An 18,392-nucleotide genomic window follows, 5' to 3' on the forward strand; every position below is an offset into this window, starting at 1 on the left:
ACCCCGACATCCCCTCCGACCTGACAGGACGAGCCCTGCCGGTCCCCGCCGACGCCGACCACCTGCTCGACGCGCTCACCACGCTGCGGGCCGGGCCGGTCCCGCGGTGACCTCATGAGCGATCCGAGGACGAACAGAACAAGACCACAGCCATGGCGTCCTACGGCCTCACACCCGACGACTGCCGTCCCGCCGTGCCTTACGCGTCGTGAGCCAGTAGTCCCACCAGGTCGTCGGCCAGACTGTCGTCCACCGCGTGCACCGGAGCCTGGTAGCGCGGAGTGGGCCGGTGCCGCTGCCTCTGCCCCCCCGCCGAAAGCCGTGTCCGAGCAGAAGTGCCGCCGTCTATCATCGATCGGTGATCGGCAATCTTGCTTCGTTCCAGGACGAGTTGGCCGCCAGCGGGTTTCCGCCGTTGGTCAACAAGCTGGCCGGGGACGGCTTCCGGGCCGGGATCACCACCTCTGCCCTCGGGCCGCTGCGGCTGGTCTCCCTCGACACGCCCGCAAGCGCCTGCGTCGGGCGGGAGCGTGACGCCGTCGACGGCGAGAACCTGGCGGTCAAGGTGATGGCCCGGGGCCGGACGCGGATCGAGCAAGGGCGCGGTGAGGTCGAACTCGGGCCGTCCGACCTCGTATTGCTCGATCCCACGCGTACGCTCCGGTTCGAGAGCACCGCCGCGGCGCACGTCACCGTCCTGGTTCCACGCCGGGAGCTCCGGATCCGGCCCGCGCAGATCGACCGGCTCATCGGCGTACGCATCGACGGCAGCCACGGCCCGGGCGCTCTCGTCTCCGTGCTGGCCCGGCAGTCGGCGCGATCGGCGAGCGAGTTCCGCGAGGCGCAGGCGCTGCGGTCGGCGGCGGCCGTCGTCGAGCTGATTGCGGTCGCGCTGGAGACCCGGCTCGGCGACGAACAACCCGCCCCCGACGAGTTGCTGCGGAGCCGGATCGCCGGCTACATCGAGGCCCGGCTGGCCGACCCCGATTTGTCCCCGCCCGGCATCGCCGCCGCCCACCACATGTCCGTACGCCGGCTGCACAAGCTGTTCGAGGACCAGCCGCTCACCGTCGCGGCCCTGATCCGTCGTCGCCGCCTGGAGCGCTGCCGGGCCGAGCTGACCGGAAGCGGGCGTACGGTCACCGCCGTGGCCGCCCGGTGGGGATTCTCCGATCCCACCCATTTCAGCAAGCTCTTCAAGGCGACGTACGGCTACAACGCCCGCGCGCTGGTGACCAGCAACCGTGCACGGACGACCAGGACGCGCACGGCCGGCCCGGAGAAGGATGGTGGTGACCAAGACAGCAAGAGCAACAGGAGAAGTCATGGCGAAGGTGAACATCGTCCGCCCCGGTGAGGGCGAGATCCTCGGCAGCGGGGCGCAGCAGATCCGCATCCTGGAGAGCGGCGAGCACACCGACCACCGGCTGGGGTTCGCCGAGGTCACCATTCCGCCGGGCACCCCGAGCCCGTTGCAGCATCGCCACGCCCAGCACGACGAGGGCTTCTACGTGCTGGCGGGGACCTTCCGGTTCACCGTCGGCGAGGACCACTACGACGCCGGGCCGGGCACCTGGGTCATCGTGCCGACCGGGGCGCCGCACACGTTCGCCAACATCGGCGACGAGAACGCGGTCATGCTGAACACCTTCACGCCGGACCTGTACGTGCAGTACTTCCGCGACTTCAAGGCCATGATCGATTCCGGGCAGCCGGTCAACGCCCAGACCATGGGACCGCTCTGGAAGAACTACGCCACCGAGATCTCGGACGAATACGCCTCGTGAAGCGCCTTCCGTACGGCCCGTGCAGCCCGTGCGGCCCGTGCGGCCCGTGCAGCCCGTACAACCTGCACGCCTCGTACGACCGCTGCGGCGGCCCGGACCGGAAAAGATCCGCTATCCTTGATCTTGAGCAGCGCACCTGAACTCCGGGCGTCGGCTCGCGCGTTGGTGGTCCAAGGAAAGACGTCCCGCTTCCTGCGGGGAGATGCAGGTGCAAGGCCTGCCCGGCGCTCACACAGACAGCGAGTCCCCCACCGCACACTGCGGTGGGGGACTCGCTGTCTTACGCGGCGGTGTGCGGTGTGCGGTGTGCGCCACAGCTGTAGTAGGAGGTCGTGGTCGAGGTGGACGATCTGGTCCTGGTCACCGGGCACCGTCACCGAGGCGACGAGCCGGTGACCGTGACCTGTCCCGATCTCTCAACCGACTTCGACCACGTACTTGCCCCGCACCCCGCCCGCTTCCAGCGCACGGTGTGCCTGGGCCGTCTCCTCCAAGGGGAACACCTTGTCCACCGCGGGGTGCAGTCCTCCCTGTGTCACCTGGCGGGCGAGGTCATCAAGGTGTGCCCGTTCGGGATTGCCGCTGAAGGCACGTACCCGGTTGCGCCCGTGCACGGCGCTGGCCGCGATGTAGCCCAGCGAGGCCACGGGCCGTGCCATGTCGAAGGCGATGGTGACCATGCGTCCGCCCGGCTTGAGGAGACGGCGAAAGGTCCGCAGATCGGAGCCGACGGTGTCCAGGACCACGTCGAACGAGCCCAGTTCCGCCGGAGTGACGTTCTTGTGGTCGATGGCGTGGTCGGCTCCGAGTGCGCGGACGAAGTCGAGGTTGGCGGCGCGGGCCAGAGCCGTGACCTGTGCGCCCCAGGCGTGTCCGAGCTGGACGGCGGCGTTGCCGACACCGCCCGCCGCGCCCCGTACCAGGAGGTGTTCCCCCGGGCGCAGCGCGGCCTTGTCGCGCAGGGCGGTGACGGCGGTGGTGGCCACCGGCAGCGCGGCGGCGGCCACCAGGTCCAGGGCGTCGGGGACCAGGGCGAGCCGCTCGGCCCGTACGCTCACGTATTCGGCGGCGCTGCCGAACGTGCCGCGGCCCACCAGGCCCCACACGCGGTCGCCGACCGCCACTCCCGTGGTGCCGGTGCCGAGCGCGACCACCTCGCCGGTGAGGTCCAGCCCGGTGCGCTGCGGGAACGTGCGGCCGGTGAGGAGCCGGACGCGGCCGGAACGGGCGGCCAGTTCACCGCCGTTGATGCTGAACGCACGTACGCGTACGAGCGCTTCGCCGGCCTTCGGCACCGGGCGGGGCACCCGGCCCGTGTACAGCACCTCGGGGCCGCCGTAGCGGTCGAACAGCACGGCTCTCATCATGCGGTCGTCCATCGTTGCCACCTTCGTCACCAGCGGTTCTGGGGGAGTCGAGCGCCGAGCGTAGGCTGCCAAACGGACGACATCGTCCGTTTGTGCTGGAGGTGAGAGACAGTGGCAGGCAATTCGTCTCGGATCACGGCGTCGCCCGGGCGGCGGTCGGACGCCCGGCGTAATCGCGAGCGCATCCTCGTCGCCGCCCGCGCGGTTTTCGCCGATCACGGCATCGACGCGCCCATGGCGACCGTGGCCCGGCGGGCAAGAGTCGGCGTGGCCACGCTGTACCGGCACTTCCCGACCCGCGACGCCCTGGTGCGGGCCGCATACGCGCGGCAGATGGAGACCTGCGACCAAGCGCTCAAGGAGGCACTGGCCGATCCCGACGCGTGGCGGGGCTTCCAGCAGATGGTGGAGAAGGTCTGCGAACTGCAGCGGGAGGAACGGGGCTTCCCGGCGGCGTTCGTCGCGGCCTTCCCCGACCGTGCGGAAAACGACGCGCAGGTCCGGGAGGGCGCCGAGCGGGACCTTCTGCTCCTGATCCGCAGGGCCCAGGCGGCAGGCGGACTGCGGGGCGACTTCCACCCCTCCGACCTCGCCGTGCTCCTGCTGGCCCACTGCGGACTGGTCACCGCACTGCCGCACGACCGCGCCGCCTCCCGACGCCTGGTGGCATACCTGCTCCAGTCACTGCGCACCGAGGCGGCGCACAAGCCACTGCCCGCCCCGAGCACGCTCTCACTGCGCAGCCTTCCAATGGCCGAGGGCCCCCATGGCAGGCGGTCTTCCGGCAGTTGACACGCGACGGCGCCTGCCGATCCGTCGTAACCGTGGAAACCGATCCGGATGGCGGCCGTCCCGGTGGTCAGCGAGCGCCGTCCCGGCGGCCGACGACGGCCCGGACTGGTTGCAGCGAGCAGACGCAAAAACAAGCACTATCGCGTTTCGGGGAAAACGCGATAGTGTCGCGTCCGGTTGGATGTCGGTCTTCAGCGACCCGCCGTATCGACGAGTTCCCGAGGAGTCCCATGGCTGCCCTGCTCTCTCCCCTCCTGGACCTGCTGACGCTTCAGGGCACGGTCGCCGAGGCCGAACCTGTCGCCGCCCGGTTCCGTCGCCTGCGCATCGAGGGCGAGGCGCTGGTCGGGCTGACCGTCCGTCCCGGACAGCAGGTGAGGGTCATGGTGGGCGACGGGCTGACTCTGCGTACGTACTCGATCTGGCGCCACGACCCGCAGGGCGCCGTCGAACTGTGCGTACTGGATCACCCCGGGGCCGGTCCCGGGGCGCGGTGGGGGAGCAGTGTCACCGTCGGCGACCGGGTCCGCATACGCAAGCCGGAAGGGACGTTCACGCTTCGGCCCGACGCCACGCACCACGTGTTCGTCGGCGAGGAGACGGCGTCGGTCGCCTTCGGCGCGATGCTGGGCGCACTGCCTGACGGGGCGCGGATCTCCGGCTGCATCGAGACGGAGACGGCTGCCGACCGGCTCCCCCTGCCGTACGCGGACCGCCTCGACTGGACCGTCAGGAGCGGCACTTCGCTCCCGGACGCGATACGCCGCCTGGCCCCTGAGCCGGGCGGGATCGCATACGTCGCCGGGGAGGCGCGGACCGTGCAGCACGTGAGGCAGGTGCTGGTGCGCGAGGCCGGATGGGACCGGCGGGCGGTACTCACCAAGCCGTTCTGGGCACCGGGCAAGCGCGGGCTGGAGTAGGGCACAAGCACGGCCGTTTCGTGGCGGACGGCGAGTTCGACGCCTCTGCCGGCAGGCGCCGACGGCCGCCCACGCGGGCCGGGCGCGTCCGTCTTCTCCGACGACGATGCCGCGGTCGGCGGCGCCGGCTTCCTGTGTCATGCGATCACCCGTCGAGCCCTGCTCAGGGGGTCCATGGCCGGTCGTTCTCCCGGGCTGTCTTCCAGCGCCGGTAGCGGGTTGTGCAGCAGGCGCCGCAGGGGCGGAATCCGGCGGCGACTGCCGTGGCCTCGTCGCGGAAGAAGACCCGGTGCTTCACATAGCCGCCGCGGGCGATGGCGCGCAGTGCGGTGGGGCAGTCGAGCCGTCCGTAGATCTTCGAGCGGCGGTGGCCGCCCCACTCTCCCCTGAGCGGCGACCGGTAGGGACGGCCGTCGGCCCCGAGAAGGGTGCAGGTGTTCCCCGCGTGGTTCATGGCGTCGTTCATGCGGCGTCGTGGAAGACGAGGGCGAGGGTGTGCCGTTCGCCGGACCGGAGGGCGGACACGCCGTGGCGAACCGGCGCGGCGGACCATCCGCGAGCGGACCTGACGGGCCGGTCGCGGGTGGTGAACAGGTATCCGTGGCCGTGCGGCAGCAGCGTGGCGGTGCCTCTGGACTGGGCGCGCGGGCGCTGTTCCAGGAGCAGGAACTCGCCGCCCGTGTGGTCCACGCCGGGCTCGTTGAGATTGATCACGACCTGCAGCGGAAACACCAGGTCCCCGTACAGATCGCGGTGCAGGGCGTTCCAGTCCTTGTTCCGGTAGCGCAGCAGGATCGCCGTGGACTTCGTCTGGCCGGCGTCGTGGCACATCCGCAGCCAGTCGTCGAGCGAGTCCGGCCACGGCGCGGGCCGGCGGAGTCTGGTCCACCAGTCGCGTGCGATGGGCAGCAGTTTCGGGTACAGCGCCTGCTTGAGCCGTTCGACCGGTTCCGGGTACGGCGCGTTGAAGTACCGGTACTGGCCCTCACCGAAACGGTGCCGGCCCATGTCGACCGTGCTGCGGAACAGGTCGTCCCGCTCGTACAGCTCCCTGATCTCCACGGTTTCCTCGGAGGTCAGCAACTGCGGCAGCAGCGCGCCGCCGTACTCGTCGACCTCCGCCGTGATCGCCTCCCAGTCGCCGGACTCGACACGACGGTGCCACCGGTCCGTCGTCCGCCCGGCCGCCTCCGTGGCCCTCATGCCGCGGCCTCCAGGTCCAGCAGCGTGGTCTTGGCCTGGAGCCCGCCGACGTAGCCGCCCAGCGTGCCGTCGGTGCGCAGCACGCGGTGGCACGGCACGACGATCGGCAGCGGGTTGGTCGCGCAGGCCGTGCCCACCGCCCGGACGGCCTTCGGACTGCCGACGAGGTCGGCCATGTCGCGGTAGCTGCGGGTCTGCCCGTACCCGATCTCGGGCAGATGCGTCTGCACCAGGAGCCGGAACCCGCGCGACAGGGACAGGTCCAGCGGCACGTCGAAGGCCCGGCGGCGCCCGGCGAAGTACTCGTCGATCTCGCGGGCCGCCTTCTCCAGCCGCTTCGGGGCGTGCAGGATCCGCGGGCTGAGCTTGTGGCCGAGGGTTTCCAGCACCCGGTCATGGTCCTCACCGGCGTACGCCACACGGACCAGGCCCTTCGGGGTGGCGGCCAGCAGCAGCTTGCCGACGGGCGAGTCGACGGTCGTGTAGGCGACGTCGATCAGGTCGGCCTGCTCCGCCGCCTGCTCCAGACGGCGGTGGAGGCGACGGAGAGCGCCGTCGTCCACGGGGGTCGACAGCAGGACGGCGAGGTCGTCATCGTGGTGCTCGTCGCTCATGACGATGCTCCTTTCGTGATCGCGTCCGGATAATGTTTCCTGAGGTTGTTGAGCCCGTCGGCGGCGGCTCTCCGGGCCGCCGCGACGGTGCCGCCGAGGATCTCCGCGATCTCGGCGTAGGCCAGTCCCGCCACGTATCGGTAGGCGATGGCCTGACGCTGCTTGCTGGGCAGTTCCTTCACCGCGGCCCACAGTCCGACGGCTTCTACGTTCGAGACGCCCTGCCCCGTCGGCTTCTCCGGCACCTCGTCGACCGGCAGGGGATTCCTCTTCGCGGCACGCAGCACGTCGATCGCCTTGCGGTGCGCGATCGTCACCAGCCACGCCTCCACGTTCGCCGTCTCCGGCAGATCGGGATAGGCACGCATGGCGGAGAGGAAGGTCTCGGACCACGCGTCGTCCGCATCATGCGGGCCGAGGACGACCCGGCAGACGCGCAGCACGGTGGCACCGTGCTGCGCGACCACGCTCTCGAACGGTTGTTTCATGTCCATCCCATGGAAGACGTACGTGCGGTGGCAGACGTGAGAGACACGGTCAGAACAGCCGTCCGGCATCGCGCGCAGGCGGCTCCTCAAGCTCCAGCAGTGCCCGCTTGCGCTTGAGCCCGCCGGCGTACCCGGTCAGCGCCCCACCGGCACCGACGACGCGGTGGCACGGAACGAGGATGCACAGCGGATTCGCGCCCACGGCCTGGCCGACCTTCTGTGCGAGACCGGGGTCTCCGAGCTGCCGGGCGATGCGGCCGTAGGTGGCCGTGTCCCCGCACTGGATGCTTTTCACGATGTCCCAGACGGCGTGCTGGAACGAGTCGCCCTCGGCCGCGAGCGGGAGATCGAACTGCCTGCGTTCGCCCGCCAGGTAGTCGCGCAGCTGGCGGACCGCTTCGCCCAGCAGCGCGTCCGTCGAGTCGGCGGCTTCGGGTCCGAACGTCTCGTGCGGCGGCCGGCGGACGTGATGCCTGAAGTACAGGCCGGTGATCGTCTCGTCCTCGGCGACGATCGTGATCGACCCGAGGTGCGTCTCGACGACGACGTGTCGGGTGTTCATCTGCGGTTCCTCTCTCTCGACCTGTAGACGGAGGCCACCCGCAGAACGTGAGATCTCATATGGGGCCGGTACCGGCCGCTCTTGAGGCTGGCCGACGGCGGTCATCCACCGGCGTACCGACCACCGGTCACAGCCCCGAGGTGTCGTGCGGTGCGATGAGCCCGTGGTGGTGGGCGAACCGGACGGTGTGCACGCGGTCCCGGAGTCCGAGCTTGGCGAGGACGCGTGAGACATGGGTCTTGACGGTCTGTTCGCCGACGTACAGCTGGTCGCCGATCTCGGCGTTCGAGAATCCCCTGGCCACGAGCAGGAACACCTCGTGTTCGCGCGCGGTGAGGCGTTCGAGGCCCGGCGCCCGGTCACGCGCCGGGGGAGCCGGGGCGAGGGCGTCGGCCAGCCGGGGCGCGAGGCGGCTGGTGATGGAGGGATCCAGGTAGGTGTCGCCGCGAGCCGCGACGCGGATCGCGGTCACGAGTTCGTCGGGAGGCAGGCTCTTGAGGACGAAGCCGGCGACCCCCGCCGACAGTGCCGCATGCAGGTAGTCGTCGGTGCCGAACGAGGTGAGCAGGATGATCTTCACGTCCCGGTGTCCCGCGGACCGGATGTGGCGTGCGGTGGCGAGCCCGTCGAGTCCGGGCATGCGAACGTCCAGGACGGCGAGGTCGGGCGCCAGGGACGTGACGGCCTCGACGGCGCTGCGTCCGTCGCCGACGTCGGCGACGCACTCCATGTCCGGTTGTGCGTCGAGCACGGCCCGGAAGCCGGAGCGGAACATGGCGTGGTCGTCGGCGATCACGATGCGCAGCGTCACCGGGCACCTGCCAGCGGGATCGTCACGCTCGACTCCCAGTAGTCCCCGTCCGTGGTGACGCCGAAGGTCCCCGATCCGCCCAGCGCCTCCGCCCGCTTGCGCATGCCCCGCAGGCCGAGCCCGGAACCCGGCGGTGCGGACGCGTACGGTGCGTCCGCCGCCGCGGAGGCGACACGGTTGCGGGCGGTGAGGGCCACGCAGCCGTCGTTGCAGTCGAGTTCGACCCGCGCCACCCGGCCGTCCCCGTGCCGCAGAACGTTCGTCATCATCTCCTGGGCCACCCGGTACACCGTGATGTCGACTTCCTTCGTGAGGGGCGGTGGTGAGCTGTACACGACGAACGTCACGTGCAGACCCGAGGCGCGCAGACCGGTGAACAGCTCCGGCAGCATCGTCACTCCTGGCTGGTCGGTGGAGTCGCTGCCGTCGTGCAGCAGGGACAGCAGCCGCCGGAGGTCCGTCATGGCCGCCTGGCCGGACTGCTGCACCGCGGCGAGCGAGGTGTGCACCGGGCTGTCACCGGGGACGGCGGTCCCGGTGAGGTTCAGCCGGGCCGCCGTCGCGTGGACACCGATCGCGCTGACGTGGTGCGAGATGACGTCGTGCAGCTCGACCGCGATCGTCTCCCGTTCCTTCGTCACCGCGGCGGCAATCTCGGCCTCCGCGTCGCGCAGCGTCGCCTCCCGCTGGCGGCGCAGCTCCTCCACATGCTCCTTACGGGCGGTGGTGTAACGGCCCACCAGCCACGGCAGCAGCGTGTTGGCCGCCACGACACCGAGCAACGTCACCGGAGCGGTGAGGCCGGTGACGACCGCCGAAACCAGGATTCCGACGCACACCGTGATCAGTGAGGCGACGGAGGACCGGCCGCGCAGCCAGGCGCCGGCCCGGTAGGAGCTGACCAGCTGTCCGGCCGTGCTCGGATTGCGCCCCGGCATCACGAAGGCCAGGGCGACCCCCACCGCCGCGTGCGCGACGGCGACCCACCCGGAGAATCTCGGTGCGGTCGCGAGCGCGACGTCGGCGGCGATCACCAGGGCCAGCAGGACGGGCGTCCACGGGCCCGGATCCGGGCCCCGCGTAAGGAAGTTCAGGCCGTCGACGGCGGCGCACATCAGCGCGACCGACACGGCCTGGCGGGCCAGCGACCGCTGCGCGTCGCGCGCTGTCGGTCGGGCCGTCCACCGGCGGATCCGTCCGGCCGCGGCCAGGTACACGGTGCGGGACATCCGGCCATTGTGCCGGGGCGGAAGCGGGCCGGCGTCACTCTCGGGAGGGACGGACGATCACCGCCCGGCGTGACGCTTCGGCACCCGCGCACCCCTAGCTTTCCCGGCATGCGTTCTTCCCCTCACCGCCGTCGCTCCCTCGTCGTGACGGGCATCGCCGCCGCGCTGCTCGTGCTGACCGCCGTCATCGTGTGGCCGGACTCCACCATCCGCGTCCCGCGGGGCGCCGCACCGGACTCGCTGACCATGAAATCGTGCTCCTACGACACCGAGGACGGCTCCGTGGCCGCCGACTGCGGGACCCTCGTGGTCGCGGAGAACCGGCGCGACCCCGGCTCCCGGCTGATCGCCCTGCCGGTCGTACGGATCCGGGCGGCGTCGAAGCCGGCCGGTGAGCCCGTCTTCCGGTTCGGCGGCGGGCCGGGACAGTCCAACATGGACTTCCCGCAGGCGAGCCGCCTGACGGAGAACCACGACGTCGTGCTGGTGGGCTACCGCGGCGTCGACGGCTCGTCCCGCCTCGACTGCCACGAAGTGACGGACGCGCTCCAGTCGTCGGCGGACATGACCGGCGCGCAGAACCAGCCGCACACCCGCCGGGCCTTCGAGCGGTGCGCCGACCGGCTGCAGCGCACCGGCGCCGACCTGACCGGCTACTCGGCGGTCCAGCGCGTCGAGGACATGGAGTCGGCGCGCAAAGCGCTCGGCTACCGGCGGATCGACCTGCTCAGCTCCAGTGCCGGCACCCGGACCGCGATGATCTACGCATGGCGCCACCCCGACGCACTCCGGCGCTCGGCGATGATCTCGGTCAACCCGCCCGGGCACCTGTTCTGGGACCCCCGCATCACCGACACGCAGTTCGAGCAGTACGCCGACCTCTGCCGGGCCGACCGCGCCTGCGACGCGAAGACCTCCGACCTCGCCGCCACCATCCGGTCCCGGGTCGCCGACATGCCCAGCAGGTGGGGGCCGTTCAGTATCAAGAAGACGAACGTCAGCATCCTGAGCCAGTACTCCATGCACATGAACGGCGAGGGCTCGGCACCCGGCAACGCGCCCACGGTGATCGACGCCTACCTCGACGGCGGACCCGGCGCGATGTGGGCCATGTCGGTGCTGGCGGACGTCACGCTGCCGAGTTCCACGGTGTGGGGAGAGCTCGCCTCCTTCGCCATGATCGACGCGCCCGCCCTCAAGACCTACTACGGCCGGGGCGGTGACCACGGATCGATCCTGGGCAACTCCTCCACCGACTTCCTCTGGGGCGGCCCGGAGGGATTCCCCACCGTGTGGCCGGACAGCCCGGACAACGCCGAGTACCGCACCGTGCGTCCCAGTTCGGTGGAGACCCTGCTGATCGGCGGCGAACTCGACTTCTCCACACCGCCGGTCAACGCCACCAAGGAGCTGCTCCCCTCACTGAGCCGAGGCAGCGAGGTGGTCCTGCCCGGTATCGGACACACCGCCGACTTCTGGCAGCAGCAGCCCGAGGCGGGCACGCACCTGCTCACCACCTTCTACGACTCCGGCCGCGTCGACAGCTCGCGGTTCGAGCGCCGTCCGGTCGACTTCACCGCCGTCCCGGTGAGCATGTCGCTGATCGCCGGTCTTCTGCTCGCCGGTGTGACCGGGCTGCCGCTGCTCGGTCTGCTCGCGCTGGTGCTGCTGGCCCGCCGACGCCGCCGCCGGGGCGCGCCGGGCCGCGCGGCAGGCCGCTGGATCCGGCTGCTCGGCACACTGCCCCTGGGCCTCGCCGGCTGGCTCCTGGGCCTCCTGTTCGCCTGGACCCTCGCTCCGCAGTGGTTCATCACCAGCCTCCCGGTGGTGGTGCCCGGCACCGGGCTGCTGGTCGGCCTGGGGGTGTACCTGGCCCGGCCGGACGAGGACCCGGACGGCTCGAACCGGACCACCACACCGATCCTCGTCCTTCTCGGCGCCTGGCTGGGCGCACTGCTGGGCGCGATGGCGGGGAGCGGGCTGCTGATACCCGCGACCGCCGTCCTTGGTGCGGTTGTTGGAGCCAACGCGCTCCTAGCGATCCGCACCCTGCGGCGCCGCTCCCCGCTGGCCGCCACGACCGCCACTGCCGCCACGGCCGCCACCGGATGAGACGGCCGGCACCTCCACAGCCTGTCGGTGCCGGTGCCGGACCGGAGTCCTAACCCCGGGCGACCTCGGCGGTGTGCGCGGGGAGGTAGCGCTCGCCCGTCACCTGGTCGCTCAGCGGGTCCAGCGCGGCCAACGCCTGGGCGTCCAGGACGAGTTCCAGCGCGGCCGCGTTCTGCTCCAGCCGGGCCGGGCTGCGGGTGCCCGGAATGGCCGCCACCGCCACTCCGAGCCGCTCGGCCTGGGCGTACACCCAGGCCAGCGCCACCTGGGCCGGGGTGGCMCCCAGCCGGTCGGCCACCTCGCGCACGGTCCGTGCGATTTTCTGGTTGGCCTCACCCGCCTCGCCGGCGAAGCGGGGGTTGCTGCGCCGGAAGTCCTTCTCACCCAGCGCGGAGCGGTCCAGGGTGCCGGTCAGGAACCCCCGCCCCAGCGGCGCGTAGGGCACCAGCCCGACCCCCAGCTCGGCCATCACCGGGGTGACCGCCTCGACGTCGCGGGTCCACAGCGAGTACTCGCTCTGCACCGCGGTGATCGGGTGCACCGCGTGCGCCCGGCGCAGCAGCTCCCCGTCGACCTCGGACAGGCCCAGACGGCGGACCTTGCCCGCCCGGACCAGCTCGGCCATCGCCCCGACGGTCTCCTCGATCTCCACGTCCTGCGGCGGGCGGTGGGCGTAGTACAGGTCGATCACCTCGACGCCCAGCCGCAGCAGCGAGGCGTCGCAGGAACGCAGCACGTAGTCCCGGGCACCGCGGATGCGGCGCGCCCGGTCGCCGGCGCTGCGGTCGATGCCGAACTTGGTGGCCAGCTGCACCTGGTCCCGGCGGCCGTGGACGGCCCGGCCCACCAGCACCTCGTTGTGCCCGGTGCCGTAGGCGTCGGCGGTGTCCAGGAACGTGATGCCCAGCTCCAGGGCCCGGTCGATGGTGGCCAGGCCGCCGTCCCAGTCGGCGGCGCCGTAGCTCTCGCTCATCCCCATGCACCCCAGGCCCATCGCGCTGACGGTGAGCCCGGGCGAGCCGAGCGTGGTTCGGGTGATCATGTGCGGACACTCCTCCTGCCCGGCGGACCGGACGGTCCCTCAAGGGCTGACGAATGCCTCCGACGCTAGGACTTGGAGCGCGCCCGAAGTCAAACCGCAGGACCGGGTCGGGTGCAGTCGGCCGCCGAAGTCCTCGGACGCCTCGGCTCCTGCCACGCCGGCCGGCCTCGTGGGATCAGTCGTTGCTGTCGAAGGTCTCCAGCAGGCGCTCGTACGCCGGCTTCGGCCGCAGGGCCGCGTCCCACGGCAGGGAATCGGCCGTGCGCGGAGGATAGACCTGGGTGTCGGCGGTGGAACCGTACCGGTCGGTGAATCCCCATGTGGAGAACGACGTGCAGTTCGGCTCCTCCAGGCAGACCCGCAGCTTGCCCGCCATCTCATCGGCCTGGATCCGCCGCCCGCCCTCCTCGTCCTCACCTACGGGGACGTCCATCTCCGACACCCGTGCCTGGACCCCGAGCTCCGCCAGATCCCGCACATGGCTGCGGAAGGTCTCCGGGTCGATGCGGTCGGCGGGTGCGTACTCATGGTTCTGGAAACCCACGCCGTCGATCGGTACGCCGCGTTCCTTGAGCCGCTCGACCAGATCGTAGAGGGCGTCCCACCGCTCGCCCTCCTCCTCGACCCCGTACTCGTTGAGGAACAGCCGTGCCTTCGGATCGGCCCGGTGGGCGGCCCTGAACGCCTCGTCGATGTACTCCTCGCCCATGGCCTCGAACCACGGGCTCTGCTCGGAGCGCAGACCGAGATCCCCGTCGGTGTAGCTCTCCTCGTCGTCGGACATGGGCTCGTTGACCACATCCCATTCCGCGACCTTTCCCCTGAAGTGCCCGGCGACCTCGGCGATGTGCCGGAGCATGGTCCGGCGCACCTCCTCGGGGTCGTCGTCCTCCCGCATCCAGTCGGGCAGGGCCTCGTGCCAGACGAGGGTGTGCGCGTGCACCTTCATGTCGTTGGCGCGGGCGAAGCGTACGAGCAGGTCCGCGTCGCGGAAGTCGTAGACGCCCCGGCGTGGGTGGAGGAACTGCGGCTTGAACGCGTTCTCCGGAGTGAGCATGGAGAACTGGCTCCCCGCGAGCGCCCGGTAGCGTGCGTCGGTGAGCAGCGGGTTCTCGGCCAGGGCGGTGCCGACGTCGAACGGCCGCCCCACGTCCGCGGCCCGCGCGCGCAGCGAGTCGTCGGACTGCTCCTGGCGCAGCCGCGGCGCCTTGACCACGCGGAGCGCGTCACCGCTCTCTCCCCGCGCGACCAACTGCGTCAGCTGCCATCCCTCGCGGCCCTCGTCGTCACCCGCGTCCGCCTCCAGACCGAACCAGACGGTGCCCTCGGCGAACACCCCCGGGTCCCGCACGGTTCCCAGCCGCCGTCCGTCGGCTGTCACACGGAAGGTGTCACCGATGCTCGACACGGCGAGCGTCACCGTCCCGGAGCAGCCGCAGTCGAAGACCTCGGAGGTGGCGGGCTCATCGCCCTCGCCGTCCCAGATCTGTACCTTCACCTGCCCGTCGGCGGTCACGCCGACGCGCAGTGAGGACCGCTCCTGCCGCCATTCGTCGTAGATGACCGGCACCCGCCCGTACAGCCGCAGCCATGAGCCGCCGTCGTCGTCCCCCACACCGGACATGCGCGCGGTGACGGTGAAGTCGCCGTCGGACCTGAGGTGCGGGCCGGCCAGATTCAACGGCGGATTGGGCTGGCCGCCGGAGGAGTCCTGCTCCACGATGCGCCGATCCAATGCGCCGACCCGCAGGGTGCCGTTGCGCGCGGTGGTGCCCGGCATCTGCGTCCAGTCGTGGTTGCGCAGCAGGTCCTCGCCGTTTCCGCCGCCCGCGTCTTCGCCCTGCCCCGTGCACCCGGCCGCCACCGCCATGACGAGCACCACGGCGCTCAGCCGCTGCCACGTCCCCCCACCAAGGCCCACGGCCCCTCCCACTTCCTTGTCCGAGACGAGGTCAACGCCTCGAAACCGGGCCACAGTTCATCACACAGGAGGTACGCGGCCTCGTGCGGCACGTCCCGGCGCGTGCGGCGCAGCGGGCCCGGCTGCGCCTGATCAGCCACCGGTCATCTCGGCCGCGCTGTGATGCCGAGCGCCCAGCAGAGGAAGCTCAACTCGTCGACATCCTGCTCGACGAGGGCTGTCAGGGTCGTTCCTCCGCCATGGCCGGAGTCACGCAGCGGGACCAGCAGGTAGGGGCCGCCCTGCGGGGCGCCGGCCTGGAGGGCCGCGATCATCTTGAGCGGGTCGTACGGCGGTACGGTGCGGTCGTTGAGCGCCGACGCGATCGCCATCACCGGGTAGCGGCGGTCGGGCCGGACGTTGTGGTACGGCGAGTAGGCGGCGAGGTAGGCGCACTCGTCAGGGTCGTCCGGCGAGCCGTACTCGACGGTGGTGCCACTGAGGTTGGGGAAGGCGGGAAAGCGCAGCATGTCGAGCAGGGGCGCGCGGCAGTAGACGGCGCCGAACGCCTCGGGTGCCTGCAGTGCGGTGACGGCGACCGTCAGGCCGCCGTTGCTGTTGCCGCGCGAGGCGATCCCGTCGGGGGTGGTCCATCCGGTGGCGACCAGATGGCGGGCCGCGGCGATGTAGTCGTCGAAGGCGTTCTGCCGGCGCATGCCGACCGCTGCCTGGTGCCAGGTGCGGCCGTACTCGCCGCCACCGCGTATGTTCGCGTGGGCCAGCACTCCGCCGAGTCGGAGCCAGGCGGCGCCGACGGCGGAGAAGCGCGGCTCCACGGGGATGTTGAAGCCTCCGTAGCCGCTGAGCCGGACCGGTCGCCGTCCGTCGCGCGGCAGGTCGGTGCGGTGGACGAGGAACATCGACACGGGGGTGCCGTCGGCCGAGTCGTACCGGACCTGCCGCGTGGTGTACGCGGCCGGGTCGAGGCCGACGTCCGGTACGTGGTAGGCCTCCAGGCGGTCGTGTGCGTAGTCGTACCTGTAGACCGACGGCGGCTGCACGAACGAGGTGAAGGCCACCCACACGTCGTCGCCGTGCCAGGAGCCGGTGACCCCGCTGACGACGCCCTCCCCCTCGTTCCGGTTGACCGAGCCGAGGGACGGGAGCGTCAGGTCCCTCACATGGGTGCCGTCCACCGCGTGGACGGCCACCTGGTGCGAGGCGGCGTGCGAGTGGACGGCATAGAGGCGGCCGCCGATCCCGGTGACGGTCTGCAGGATGTCCGGGCCTTCCGGGATGAGCGTGTGCCACGAGGTCGGGTCCTTGAGGGGAGCCCCGCACAGGCGTCCGCGCGGTGCGTCGAGGTCGGTCCACACGAGGACCGAGTCGTCGATCACCTGCACCTGGTTGACCGACCGCATCCCGGTGGCCACCGGAATCGCTTCGTCGTCGGCCAGGCGCAGCAGGGTGACGTCGTTGGCGTGCACGAAGTCCCACACGGTGATGACGGCGTACCGGCCGCACTCGCTGGTGCGCACGGTGCACCAGCGGTCCTTGTCGCGGTCGTCCCCGAAGACCTTGCGGGCCGGGGTGTCCGAGCCGATCCGGTGGTCGTAGACCGCGTGCCAACAAGCCTCCTAGTCGGGCGGGACCTCGCCGGGCTCCGGGCGGGCGGTGTAGAAGAACCCGGACGCATCCGGTCGCCAGGCGACCGAGCCGTGGTCGGTGCCCCGCAGCCGGTCGGGCAACAGCCGGCCGGTCTCGACGTCGAGGATGTGGATCACCGCGTTGTGGGTGCTGCCGCCGGCCCGGCCGAATGCCACCAAGGTGCCGTCGGGGGACGGCTCGGCGAACACCAGGACGTCACCGGCCGGCCAGACGCCCGGGTCGAGCACGGTTTCCAGCGGGGCGTCGGCCGAACGGCGCATCACCAGGGCGGACTTCTCGTCGTCGGCACCGGCCTGCCAAAGGAAGACGCGCCCGCTCGGGCCCGCAGGGATCGGTGGGGACAGACGCGCGTAGCGAGCGCAGCGGGCGACGGCAGTACGCAGACCGTCGCGTCCAGGGACGCTGTCGAGCACCGTACGGGTGACCCTCTCCTGGGCAGCGATCCAGTCGACCGTCTCGTCGTCGTCGAGCCCCTCCAGCCACACATAGGGGTCCTCGTAGTGCCGGCCGTGCAGCGTGTATCCGCTGTCAGGGACGTGGCGCGTCGGGGGGAACTCCACGGGCAGCGTCGGTCTGGCCATCGTGTGCCTCTCCTCTCGGGCCGGCACGGCCCCGGGGCGTCAGCCAGGAGCAGACCGACGCACAGCAGGGCGGCGAGCGCGAAGTCGAGGAGGACCAGGGGAGGCGGTCGCCTGGTGAGGAACCGCTGAACCTGCCGTGCTGGAACGGTGCCGGACACATCTCAGGCTACTCACGGGGAGGGGGCCGGTCGTCAGGCCGCAGTCGGGTCCGCCGCGTACATCGCCGGCTGTACGCGGGCGGACGGTACACCTCTGGTCGTACCCGAGGGGCGTACCCGGACCTGGCCCCGGACCCGCTCGGGAGCGGAGCGCCTGTCTTCGACCAAGGCCTGTCCCCCTCTCATGGCTGAGCGCCGACAGCCGACGGCCGGGCGCCGACGGCCGAGCGCCGTCGCGCCGGACACGGGCATCCGGTCGTCGTCGACGTCCGGTATTTCGTCAGCGGTTCGAAGAGTCGGTGCCGCAATCTAGGCCCACCCCGAGGGCCCGTCAATGCCTTCGCCGCACCCCGTCCCCGCAACCGCCCGCATTCGGCGCGTTACTCAAACGTGATGCCCCACCTGCTGTCGTCCCCCTTGACCGGCATGAATTGTTAGCGCTCACAATGACCTCCGCAATCACCGGACGGCGTCGGGCACTTCGGCGCCGGGGCCGTCCGGTGGACGACCGCCGAGGAGGTGCGGCCATGGAACGATCCCAGCTTCGGCCGCCCACCATGGCCGACGTCGCACGACTGGCGGGCGTGTCCCACCAGACCGTCTCCCGGGTGCTGGGGGACCMCCCCCACGTGCGGGACGAGACACGGGCCAGGGTGTTACGGGCGATCGAGGAGATGGGCTACCGCCGCAACTCCTCCGCACGCGCCCTGGTCACCCGGCGCACCCGGACCCTGGGCGTGGTCGCCTCGGACACCACGCTCTACGGTCCGGCCAGCACCCTGTTCGCCCTGGAGGAGGCGGCCCGCGCCGAGGGCTACCTCGTCTCCACGGTCAGCCTGCGCAGACTGACCGTCGAGACGCTCGCCGAGGCGCTGGACCACCTGGGCGAGGGCGGGGTGGAGGGGGTCGTCGCCATCGCGCCGCAGCGGTCGGCGGTCGAGGCCCTCGCCGAACTGCGCCACCCGTTCCCGGTGGTGACCGTCGGCAGCGGACCCGACGKGGGCATCCCCGGCGTCAACGTGGACCAGCACCTGGGCGCCCGCCTGGCCACCGGCCACCTGCTGGCCGCCGGCCACCGCACGGTCTGGCACCTCGCCGGACCCGAGGACTGGCAGGAGGCCGCCGACCGGGCGGCGGGCTGGCGGACCACCCTCGAAC

Annotated in this window: 17 protein-coding genes and 1 pseudogene; 6 read left to right on the top strand and 12 right to left on the bottom strand. The window is 71.4% G+C overall.

Annotation, left to right across the window (positions count from 1 at the left end):
* The first annotated feature begins 358 nt into the window (after positions 1-358).
* Both FGF04_RS33350 and FGF04_RS33355 read left to right on the top strand, forming a co-directional pair.
* Entirely contained in the window at positions 359-1,357 is a 999-nt protein-coding gene (locus FGF04_RS33350) for a helix-turn-helix domain-containing protein (RefSeq protein ID WP_149515131.1), read from the top strand.
* Positions 1,326-1,787: a cupin domain-containing protein gene (locus FGF04_RS33355; protein ID WP_149515132.1), complete on the top strand. Its 462-nt coding sequence runs from the start codon at positions 1,326-1,328 to the stop codon at positions 1,785-1,787. The genes FGF04_RS33350 and FGF04_RS33355 overlap by 32 nt, the downstream gene beginning before the upstream one ends.
* Before the next feature lie 416 nt (positions 1,788-2,203).
* On the opposite strand, the gene FGF04_RS33360 is transcribed toward FGF04_RS33355, so the two are convergent.
* Positions 2,204-3,166, bottom strand: a complete 963-nt coding sequence (locus FGF04_RS33360; RefSeq protein WP_149515133.1) for an NADP-dependent oxidoreductase — start codon at positions 3,164-3,166, stop codon at positions 2,204-2,206.
* Positions 3,167-3,265: 99 nt separating this feature from the next.
* Here FGF04_RS33360 and FGF04_RS33365 point away from each other — a divergent pair, with 99 nt between their 5' ends.
* Entirely contained in the window at positions 3,266-3,946 is a 681-nt protein-coding gene (locus tag FGF04_RS33365; RefSeq protein ID WP_149515134.1) for a TetR/AcrR family transcriptional regulator, read from the top strand.
* 230 nt (positions 3,947-4,176) lie between these two features.
* Positions 4,177-4,866 (top strand): siderophore-interacting protein, encoded by a 690-nt coding sequence (locus FGF04_RS33370; protein WP_149515135.1) that lies wholly within the window; start codon positions 4,177-4,179, stop codon positions 4,864-4,866.
* Positions 4,867-5,029: 163 nt separating this feature from the next.
* On the opposite strand, the gene FGF04_RS33375 is transcribed toward FGF04_RS33370, so the two are convergent.
* The 7 genes from FGF04_RS33375 to FGF04_RS33405 form a co-directional block, all read right to left on the bottom strand.
* A complete protein-coding gene (locus tag FGF04_RS33375) occupies positions 5,030-5,332 on the bottom strand; it encodes an Ada metal-binding domain-containing protein (RefSeq protein ID WP_149515136.1) in 303 nt (100 codons plus the stop codon).
* Positions 5,329-6,069 (bottom strand): 2OG-Fe(II) oxygenase, encoded by a 741-nt coding sequence (locus tag FGF04_RS33380; RefSeq protein WP_149515137.1) that lies wholly within the window; start codon positions 6,067-6,069, stop codon positions 5,329-5,331. The genes FGF04_RS33375 and FGF04_RS33380 overlap by 4 nt, the downstream gene beginning before the upstream one ends.
* Positions 6,066-6,683 (bottom strand): methylated-DNA--[protein]-cysteine S-methyltransferase, encoded by a 618-nt coding sequence (locus FGF04_RS33385; protein ID WP_149515138.1) that lies wholly within the window; start codon positions 6,681-6,683, stop codon positions 6,066-6,068. Before FGF04_RS33385 ends, FGF04_RS33380 begins: the two co-directional genes overlap by 4 nt.
* Positions 6,680-7,240, bottom strand: coding sequence for an RNA polymerase sigma factor (locus tag FGF04_RS33390; protein WP_235882626.1), 561 nt, complete (start codon positions 7,238-7,240; stop codon positions 6,680-6,682). Before FGF04_RS33390 ends, FGF04_RS33385 begins: the two co-directional genes overlap by 4 nt.
* Positions 7,221-7,733, bottom strand: coding sequence for a methylated-DNA--[protein]-cysteine S-methyltransferase (locus FGF04_RS33395; RefSeq protein WP_149515139.1), 513 nt, complete (start codon positions 7,731-7,733; stop codon positions 7,221-7,223). Before FGF04_RS33395 ends, FGF04_RS33390 begins: the two co-directional genes overlap by 20 nt.
* A gap of 127 nt (positions 7,734-7,860) precedes the next feature.
* Positions 7,861-8,544, bottom strand: coding sequence for a response regulator (locus FGF04_RS33400; RefSeq protein WP_149515140.1), 684 nt, complete (start codon positions 8,542-8,544; stop codon positions 7,861-7,863).
* Positions 8,541-9,773, bottom strand: coding sequence for a sensor histidine kinase (locus FGF04_RS33405; protein WP_149515141.1), 1,233 nt, complete (start codon positions 9,771-9,773; stop codon positions 8,541-8,543). The genes FGF04_RS33400 and FGF04_RS33405 overlap by 4 nt, the downstream gene beginning before the upstream one ends.
* Before the next feature lie 108 nt (positions 9,774-9,881).
* Here FGF04_RS33405 and FGF04_RS33410 point away from each other — a divergent pair, with 108 nt between their 5' ends.
* Positions 9,882-11,885 carry an alpha/beta hydrolase gene (locus FGF04_RS33410; RefSeq protein WP_149515142.1) on the top strand — a complete coding sequence of 668 codons (2,004 nt, stop codon included), beginning with the start codon at positions 9,882-9,884 and terminating at the stop codon, positions 11,883-11,885.
* Positions 11,886-11,934: 49 nt separating this feature from the next.
* On the opposite strand, the gene FGF04_RS33415 is transcribed toward FGF04_RS33410, so the two are convergent.
* The 4 genes and pseudogenes from FGF04_RS33415 to FGF04_RS41435 all read right to left on the bottom strand — a co-directional run.
* Positions 11,935-12,927 (bottom strand): aldo/keto reductase, encoded by a 993-nt coding sequence (locus FGF04_RS33415; protein WP_149515143.1) that lies wholly within the window; start codon positions 12,925-12,927, stop codon positions 11,935-11,937.
* A 175-nt stretch (positions 12,928-13,102) separates the two neighbouring features.
* Positions 13,103-14,848: an endo-1,4-beta-xylanase gene (locus FGF04_RS33420; RefSeq protein ID WP_149515144.1), complete on the bottom strand. Its 1,746-nt coding sequence runs from the start codon at positions 14,846-14,848 to the stop codon at positions 13,103-13,105.
* A gap of 143 nt (positions 14,849-14,991) precedes the next feature.
* Entirely contained in the window at positions 14,992-15,747 is a 756-nt protein-coding gene (locus FGF04_RS41430; RefSeq protein ID WP_235882627.1) for a prolyl oligopeptidase family serine peptidase, read from the bottom strand.
* A 93-nt stretch (positions 15,748-15,840) separates the two neighbouring features.
* Positions 15,841-17,076: pseudogene (locus FGF04_RS41435) on the bottom strand (prolyl oligopeptidase family serine peptidase); the annotation flags it as partial.
* 685 nt (positions 17,077-17,761) lie between these two features.
* On the opposite strand from FGF04_RS41435, the gene FGF04_RS33430 reads away from it, so the two are divergent.
* Positions 17,762-18,392: LacI family DNA-binding transcriptional regulator (locus tag FGF04_RS33430; protein ID WP_149515145.1), on the top strand; the 631-nt coding region annotated here is incomplete at its 3' end.

This window comes from Streptomyces apricus, from assembly GCF_008369065.1.
Lineage (GTDB): Bacteria > Actinomycetota > Actinomycetes > Streptomycetales > Streptomycetaceae > Streptomyces > Streptomyces apricus.

What these genes read in the sequence shown, in the direction of transcription:
- FGF04_RS33360 (WP_149515133.1), bottom strand. Translation starts at nt 3,166, where the DNA reads ATGGACGACCGCATGATGAGAGCCGTGCTGTTCGACCGCTACGGCGGC.
- FGF04_RS33395 (WP_149515139.1), bottom strand. Translation starts at nt 7,733, where the DNA reads ATGAACACCCGACACGTCGTCGTCGAGACGCACCTCGGGTCGATCACG.
- FGF04_RS33410 (WP_149515142.1), top strand. Translation starts at nt 9,882, where the DNA reads ATGCGTTCTTCCCCTCACCGCCGTCGCTCCCTCGTCGTGACGGGCATC.
- FGF04_RS33380 (WP_149515137.1), bottom strand. Translation starts at nt 6,069, where the DNA reads ATGAGGGCCACGGAGGCGGCCGGGCGGACGACGGACCGGTGGCACCGT.
- FGF04_RS33355 (WP_149515132.1), top strand. Translation starts at nt 1,326, where the DNA reads ATGGCGAAGGTGAACATCGTCCGCCCCGGTGAGGGCGAGATCCTCGGC.
- FGF04_RS33385 (WP_149515138.1), bottom strand. Translation starts at nt 6,683, where the DNA reads ATGAGCGACGAGCACCACGATGACGACCTCGCCGTCCTGCTGTCGACC.
- FGF04_RS41430 (WP_235882627.1), bottom strand. Translation starts at nt 15,747, where the DNA reads ATGTTCCTCGTCCACCGCACCGACCTGCCGCGCGACGGACGGCGACCG.
- FGF04_RS33390 (WP_235882626.1), bottom strand. Translation starts at nt 7,240, where the DNA reads ATGCCGGACGGCTGTTCTGACCGTGTCTCTCACGTCTGCCACCGCACG.
- FGF04_RS33375 (WP_149515136.1), bottom strand. Translation starts at nt 5,332, where the DNA reads ATGAACGACGCCATGAACCACGCGGGGAACACCTGCACCCTTCTCGGG.
- FGF04_RS33370 (WP_149515135.1), top strand. Translation starts at nt 4,177, where the DNA reads ATGGCTGCCCTGCTCTCTCCCCTCCTGGACCTGCTGACGCTTCAGGGC.
- FGF04_RS33405 (WP_149515141.1), bottom strand. Translation starts at nt 9,773, where the DNA reads ATGTCCCGCACCGTGTACCTGGCCGCGGCCGGACGGATCCGCCGGTGG.